6 protein-coding genes are annotated in these 7,603 nt (G+C 43.9%); all 6 read right to left on the bottom strand.

The annotated features are described in order from the left end of the window. Positions 1-1,052, bottom strand: a 1,052-nt coding sequence (locus BLT15_RS08820) for an NAD(P)(+) transhydrogenase (Re/Si-specific) subunit beta (RefSeq protein WP_143423050.1), incomplete at its 3' end; no start/stop codon positions are given. Continuing rightward, a complete protein-coding gene (locus tag BLT15_RS08815; RefSeq protein ID WP_089760803.1) occupies positions 1,037-1,345 on the bottom strand; it encodes an NAD(P) transhydrogenase subunit alpha part 2 in 309 nt (102 codons plus the stop codon). The genes BLT15_RS08820 and BLT15_RS08815, both read right to left, overlap by 16 nt. A 178-nt stretch (positions 1,346-1,523) precedes the next feature. Then, positions 1,524-2,699 (bottom strand): NAD(P) transhydrogenase subunit alpha, encoded by a 1,176-nt coding sequence (locus tag BLT15_RS08810; RefSeq protein ID WP_089760801.1) that lies wholly within the window; start codon positions 2,697-2,699, stop codon positions 1,524-1,526. 581 nt (positions 2,700-3,280) lie between these two features. Further along, positions 3,281-4,144: an ABC transporter permease gene (locus tag BLT15_RS08805; protein WP_089760799.1), complete on the bottom strand. Its 864-nt coding sequence runs from the start codon at positions 4,142-4,144 to the stop codon at positions 3,281-3,283. 11 nt (positions 4,145-4,155) lie between these two features. Then, positions 4,156-5,076: an ABC transporter permease gene (locus BLT15_RS08800; protein ID WP_089760797.1), complete on the bottom strand. Its 921-nt coding sequence runs from the start codon at positions 5,074-5,076 to the stop codon at positions 4,156-4,158. A gap of 100 nt (positions 5,077-5,176) precedes the next feature. Beyond that, positions 5,177-7,603, bottom strand: a complete 2,427-nt coding sequence (gene gyrA, locus BLT15_RS08795; protein WP_089760795.1) for a DNA gyrase subunit A — start codon at positions 7,601-7,603, stop codon at positions 5,177-5,179.

Genomic DNA, 7,603 nt, shown 5'->3' with positions numbered 1-7,603 from the left:
CTATCCTCCATCAAATCCATCAGCTCTTTGACATCATCCTGAGCCTGAGCAACTGCCATCCCGTATCCCGGCACTATTATCACATCTTCTGCTTCTTTTATCTTAAGAGCGATCTCTTCATCGACATCAAGATCAGACATATCAATATCTTCCGATTCGCTTTCATCAGCCCGGTCAGTCTCCATTTTATCATATGAAGTAAAATCTCCGTCCTCTGTATCGGCAGCTGAAGTACCTGCAGTCTGATCTTCGGGAGAGATGCCCCGCAGTACACTCATCAAACTTCTATTCATCGCCTCACACATGATTCTCGTCAACATCAATCCTGTCACACCAACAATAGCACCGGCTCCCACCAGCAGGGCATTTTCAACAGCAAGTCCTGAAATGGCCGCAGCTGTCCCCGAGAGAGAGTTGAGCAGAGAAATTATAACGGGCATATCCGCACCACCCACTCTCATCGCAACCAGAATTCCATAAACTGTCGCTGCTAAAATCATAACAGGTATGGTGATGGTGAGATAAGCAGAGCCGGTTACTGTCATAATTATGACAACCAGCGCCATAATCACAAGCAAAAGCTTTTGATAAAAATTCTGACCCTTAACTCTTACAGACTGCTGATTTATCAAATCCTGCAGTTTAAGCGCTGCAACAACGCTGCCGCTCAGTGTAAAAATTCCCACTCCCAGCGCTAAAGCCGCGGTTGACCAGGCAAAAGCAGTTTGAATATCGTACAGAGAAGAAGTCCAGGCCACAAAAGCAGAAGCAGCTCCGCCAAAACCGTTCAGCATGGCCACCGTCTGAGGCATCTGTATCATCTTTACTTTTCTGGCTACCATTATACCTGTAAGCGAAGTTAGCAATAATATTATCCAGATCAGGGGATCGTAAAGTATATTTACCAGATGCATCGTGTAGATTATAGCCGCCACCATCGATAATGCCGCCAGTCTATTACCCCAGACCGCCGTCCTGGGAGACTGCTGTAATCTCAAACCCATCAAAAAACCAGCTATTATAATCGCGAAAAAGATTATTTCTCCTGCCATGTTATTTCTTCCTCTTCAAGTTCTTCTTTTTTTGTAAACATTTTAAACATTCTTCCTGTTACCCAGAATCCTCCCGAAACATTGAGCATGGCAAATATTAAAGCAGCATAGGCCAGAGGCATATATTGAGAGGGGGCGGTAGCATATACTGTCAGGGCCCCCAGCACCGTGACACCGGAAAGAGCATTCATTCCCGACATTAAAGGTGTGTGCAGCAGGGAAGGAACCGAAGATATTATCCGGTATCCGAGCAAAATCGAAAAGAACAAAAACACAAAAATTACTCCGGTCATTTATGTCCAACCTCCTCAACTTATTATCAAAAATCCAGCCTTAAAGCAGGTGAAAAACCGACAGAAAGCTCCTGGATTTAAGCCAGGAGCTTTACATCAGTAATATTTTGGATCATCTGATATTATCAAGATCAAATCCCAGACCAGATCAAAATATGAAAAACTGTTACGTTCAGATTTACAGTCGGCCCATCGCCTTTAATGTCCCTCTGTGAACTATTTCGCCTTCTTCAGTAACCAGCGTGCTTTCTATAATTTCATCCTCGCTATCGGCTGCCAGCTCTCCTTCTTCGACGAGATAACTGAAAAACCTGTGGATATTTTTGGCCAGCATATTGGTGGAATCCAGAGGCAGGCTGGCCGGCATATTGAGAATTGCGCTTATCATGACATTATCATGATAAATTTCCTCGCCGGGTTTGCTGAGTTCACAGTTACCTCCCTGATCAATAGCTATATCTACAATCACAGATCCATCATCCATATCCTCAACCATATCCTCGGTCACCAGCACCGGGGCTTCTTCCCCCATGATAAGCGCAGCCAGAACCACTAAATCGCTCTCCACGACATGTTCTTTTATAGTTTCACGTTCTTTTTCGTACCATTCATCCGGTAGACGCCGGGCGTAACCTTCATCTGTGGTGGCCAGATCTTCAGGAAGATCAAAATCTATCACTTCAGCGCCCAGACTCTGGGCCTGTTCATTTGCTTCCGGTCTGATATCAAGAGCTTTAACCCTGGCTCCCAGACGGTTGGCGGTTCCGATAGCCTGAAGACCTGCTACCCCTGACCCTATCACGAGCACATTTGCTGGCCCCATAGTTCCTATAGCAGTAGGAATCATAGGAACAAATTTTTGCAGATGATCTGCGCCGGTAATGACAGAGCGATAACCGGCCACAGTACTCATCGAAGTCAGGGCATCCATCGATTGAGCTCGAGAAATTCGCGGTATGCCATCCAGAGTATAGCTGGTAACCCCATTTTCAGCCAGCTTTCTGACCATTCCGTGATTGCTGGAATTAGCGGGATGCAAAAATGAAATTAAAGTGGAGTTCTGGGCTAACATATCCGCCTCATGTTCATCAAGATCTTCATTGAACTGAGGTTCTTTTACTTTGAGGATAACATCCGCTTTCGGATAAACTTTTTCTGGCCCCCCAACTATTTCAACACCTGCTTTTTCATAATCATCATCGGAAAAGAAAGCCTTCTCACCAGCACCGGTCTCTACCAGAACTTCTGCTCCGGCCTCGATCAACTTTTCAGCAGTCTCGGGAGTAACAGCAACTCTTTTTTCTCCCTTTAGAATCTCTTTGGGAACTCCTATGGTAAGATCAGAAAACTGCATAAAATCCCCCCTGAGATTTAATTAATCACAAATATAAAAATGTCTGATTCTTGCAAAAATTCTCTCCTATAAGCAAAAAAGAAGCTTCTGGTCTTCAGTTGGTAAATAGGTGTGTAATAAAGCTTATTTGGTTATGAAGTAAGATATAAAGTTTCGTTCACAACGTTCACAATAAAAACACAAAGAATTTTCCCTCTGCTTAAATTTAGTTTTGCGTAAAAAATAATGCTGGCTGCATAACAAAATATATATTTCACACTGCCATTTTTATAATTCTTTATCAAATGAGGATCTCCTGCTTTCCATACGATCTTTTTCATGTAAAGTGAATAAAGTTTTAGACATATTCAGGCTGCTTATTATCGGAAGCTATAAAACCCTGTTCACAATGAAATTATTCCTGTGTCTATGTTTAGTTTTCGGCCTGGAAACTGACCCGAACTTTGAAAAATTTCCAGTATCACTTCGTTTTATAGCTTCCGATACTTTATAAGCCCCGGCAATTAAAGTTATAATTTGCTCTGAGTATACTGTATATACGGCAATATAACCAACTATTTCGGAGAAGAACCTAAAATTTTTTATACATCATCATGCCTCATTTTCGGATCGAGAGCATCGCGCAGGCCATCTCCCACCAGATTAAAACCCAGGACCGCTATCATTATGGCCAAACCGGGGAATGTGGTGGCATGATGAGCGGTCCTTATATAACTCCTGCCCTGACTGAGCATTGCGCCCCATTCCGGGGTAGGAGCCTGTGCTCCCAGTCCCAAAAAGCCCAGACCGGCAGCCCAGAGGATAGCGGTAGCCACCAGCAGCGAAGATTGAACAATTATGGGAGCCAGACAGTGGGGGATAATATGTTTAAAAATTATCATAGCATCTCCTCGACCTATAGCCCGGGCTGACTCGACATGTTCAGAATTTTTTATGGATAATACTGAGCCGCGGACAAGTCTGATATAGGTCGGTATCGAAACAATACCCACTGCTATCATGGCATTGACCAACCCTACCCCCATGACAGCCACAATAACTATAGCCAGCAGCATCCCGGGAAAGGCCATCATGATATCGACAAATCTCTGTATTATCAAATCCAGTTTGCCGCCAAAATAACCGGAAACAGCCCCTACAGGTACACCAACAGCCAGTCCAATAGCCACCGAAATAAAACCTATAGAAATCGATATGCGAGTTCCATATATTATGCGGCTGAATATGCATCGTCCCAGATCATCCGTGCCCAGGGGATACTCCCAGGAAGGACCTTCCAGCGTTTGAAAAAAGTCCTGTTCGTAAGGATTATTGGGGGCGATATAGGGAGCAAAAATCGAAACTGTAAAGAACAAAATGATCATAACTAATCCGAATGCAGCCAATCTATTGCGCAAAAGCCTTTTAAAAGCATCGCTTCTTATAAAACCTCTTATTATATCCATAATTACTTACCTCACTCGTATTGAATCTGTGGATCTAAAAACGCATACAGGATATCCACAAAAAGATTAATAAGCACGAATAACAGCGCCAGCAGCAGAACTGATCCTTGAACCACGGGATAATCTCTGGCCAGTATCGAATCCACCATTAATCTGCCCACTCCCGGCCAGGAAAAAACTGTCTCGGTCAGCACAGCTCCCCCCAGAAGAATACCGAACCTCAATCCGAGAATGGTGACGATGGGAATAAGGGCATTGCGAAGAGCATGTTTTATATTGATCGCTCTTTCTTTCAACCCTTTAGAACGAGCTGTTACGATATAGTCCTTTCCCAGAACTTCCAGCATACTCGATCTCGTCATGCGGGCGACCAGCGCGGTGGATTGGGCGGCCAGAGTTACACCTGGCAGCACAAAATGCCAGGGAGTTCCGGTTCCAGAAGAAGGCAGCCACCCCAGCTGCACCGAAAATATTAGCATCAAAATTAAGCCCAGCCAGAATACAGGCGCGGATACTCCGAAAAGTGAAAGAAACATACTTACCTGATCATATATCGAGTAGGGTTTGGTGGCCGATATCACCCCCGCGGTAATTCCCCCTATGGTGGCTATAAATAAAGCCACAGCGGTAAGCTGAAGGGTATTGATAAATCTGGGTAAAATCTCAACCATCACCGGCTGTCTGGTCCGGGTAGATCGCCCCAAATCTCCCCGCATCACGTCACGCATAAAATAACCAAATTGGACCGTAAGCGGCTGATCCAGACCCATCTCATTTCTAACGTGCTCGACATACTCCGGCGTAGCATGAACTCCAGCCAGAGCTACGGCCGGATCTCCCGGCAGCATCCTCACCATGCCAAAAACTATAATAGCAACACCCAGCAATACTGGAATCAATAAAAGCAACCTGCGAATGATATAGATAGACAAAGCAGATACCTCCCTGATTCTTTAAAATAATAAAAGGCCCGGAAGAAAATTTTTGGGCCCGCAAAAGGCTGTAATTTTTTAACTTGTAAAATTCATTTTTTCAGTCAGTTTCGGGATCAAATACAGAAAGAGCAGCAACTATGTCGCTTTCTTCTGGGGTAATTATTTTTACTCCCTGGGTATTGCGTCCAAACTCAGATATCTCTTCAATTTTAACTCTTATTATCTTGCCGGCCCGGGTCATAATGAATAAATCCTGATCAAGATTTTGATCGACCACTTCAGCTCCGGCAATTTTCTCCTCAATATTGCTGAGTCTGGCAGTTATTACTCCTTTACCACCTCGCTGCTGCAGTCGATAATCTTTCAAAGAAGTTTTTTTGCCATATCCGCGATCAGATAATACCATTAGATGATCGCCGCGTCCACTTCTGGCCATGGCAGCTACATGATCATCTCCCTCCAGCTCTATTCCTTTTACTCCAAAGGTATTGCGGCCTATAGGGCGCAGATCCTCTTCTGAAAACTTAATACAGTTTCCCTCAGAAGTGATAAGTAAGATATCCTCGTTCCCTTTTGTTTTTAAAACATCTACCAGCCGATCATCTTCGGCCAGCCTGATAGCCTTAAGGCCGGAGTAATTGGAATTATAATTTTCCAGTTTTGAACGTTTTATCTGACCATTTCTGGTGGCCATTACTAAATAACCTTCTTCATATTCATCCATCGTTATAACCGCATCTATACTTTCATCCCTGTCAAGGGAGAGGAGATTTATGATTGCATTGCCCCGGGCTGTGCGGCCGGCTTTCGGAATTTGATAACCCTTCAGCCTGTACATACTTCCCTTATCTGTGAAGAATAAAAAAGTATCATGAGTGGTGGCTGTGATCATTTCTTTGATCTCATCATCCTCTCTTATATCCATTCCTATTATGCCTTTTCCGGCCCGGTGCTGAGGACGATAGGTCTCCACTGGAGTTCTTTTGATATAATCCCTTTCAGTCAGGGAAATGACCATCTCTTTTTCAGCTATCAAATCCTCCATATCAAGGTCTGTATCCTGATTCAGTATTTCAGTTCGTCTTTCATCATCATATTTTTCTTTGATTTCCAGCATTTCCTCTTTGATGGTGTTCATCAGCTTTTCTTCGCTCTCGAGTATACCGCGAAGTTCACTAATTTCAACCTGCAGTTTTTCAAACTCATTTTCCAGCTTCTCTCTTTCAAGAGCAGTCAATCTTTTTAGCCGCATGGAGAGAATGGCATCGGCCTGTTTTTCGCTAAAATCATATTCTCTCTGAAGCTTATCAGAAGCTGTATCGCTGTCAGGAGCCTGTTTGATAAGCTCAACTATTTCATCTATGGCGTCAAGAGCACGAAGATAACCCTCAACTATATGAGCTCTTTTTTCAGCCTTTTCCAAATCATACTCGGTGCGCCGGCGTACAACCTCCTTTTGATGCTCGAGATAATGATAGAGCATCTCCTTTAAAGACAGAAGTTCCGGCTCTCCTTCCACCAGAGCCAGCATAATAACGCTAAAGGTTGTCTGCAGCCTTGAATTTTTATAGAGCAAATTGAGAAGAACATCGGGATTCGTTCCTTTTTTGAGTTCGATGACTATTCGGAGTCCGCGGCGATCGGACTCATCTCTCAAATCTTTAATCTGGGTAATTTCTTCATCTCTGACCTGCTGGGCAATTTTTTCTATCAATCGGGCTTTATTCACCTGATAGGGCAGTTCTTCTACAATTATCCGGGGAGGTGAATCATCACTTTTTTCAATCCTGGTTTTAGCTCTTACTCTCAATCTACCTCTTCCCGACCGATAGGCCTTCAATATTTCGTTTTGATTCATGATAGAACCGCCGGTGGGAAAATCAGGACCGGGTATTGATTCCATCAATTCCTCGATGGTCAGATTGGGATTATCGATCAACCTGATTATACCATCTATAACATCACCAAGATTATGCGGAGGTATGCTGGTTGACATACCTACAGCTATGCCGGCGCTGCCATTAACCAGCAGGTTAGGAATTCTGGCCGGCAGCACCTCCGGTTCTTCCAGAGTATCGTCAAAATTGGAAGTAAAATCGACTGTGTCCTTGTTAATATCTCTCAGCATCTCTTCACTGATAGGAGACATTTTTGATTCGGTATATCGCATGGCAGCAGCGGAATCGCCATCGACTGACCCAAAATTACCGTGACCATCAACCAGCGGATAACGATAGGAAAATTCCTGGGCCATTCTGACCATGGAATCATATACGGAGGATTCTCCATGAGGATGATATTTACCCAGAACTTCTCCAACTATTCGCGCTGATTTTTTATGAGCGCCATTAGATGTTATGCCAAGGTCTTTTAAAGCATAAAGTATACGCCGGTGAACGGGTTTTAAACCATCTTCGACCCTGGGAAGAGCCCGACCTACTATGACACTCATAGCATAATCCAGATAGGCTCCCTTCATTTCCTCATCTATAGGCACTTTTTTTACTTTATCAGCTTCCACCAT

It is taken from the genome of Halarsenatibacter silvermanii (assembly GCF_900103135.1).
Lineage (GTDB): Bacteria > Bacillota > Halanaerobiia > Halanaerobiales > Halarsenatibacteraceae > Halarsenatibacter > Halarsenatibacter silvermanii.
This window is presented reverse-complemented; position numbering and strand designations above follow the sequence as displayed.

Excerpts from the sequence above, each read along its gene's own strand:
- BLT15_RS08805 (WP_089760799.1), bottom strand. The coding sequence starts at position 4,144 with ATGGATATAATAAGAGGTTTTATAAGAAGCGATGCTTTTAAAAGGCTT.
- gyrA (WP_089760795.1), bottom strand. The coding sequence starts at position 7,603 with ATGGTGGAAGCTGATAAAGTAAAAAAAGTGCCTATAGATGAGGAAATG.
- BLT15_RS08810 (WP_089760801.1), bottom strand. The coding sequence starts at position 2,699 with ATGCAGTTTTCTGATCTTACCATAGGAGTTCCCAAAGAGATTCTAAAG.
- BLT15_RS08815 (WP_089760803.1), bottom strand. The coding sequence starts at position 1,345 with ATGACCGGAGTAATTTTTGTGTTTTTGTTCTTTTCGATTTTGCTCGGA.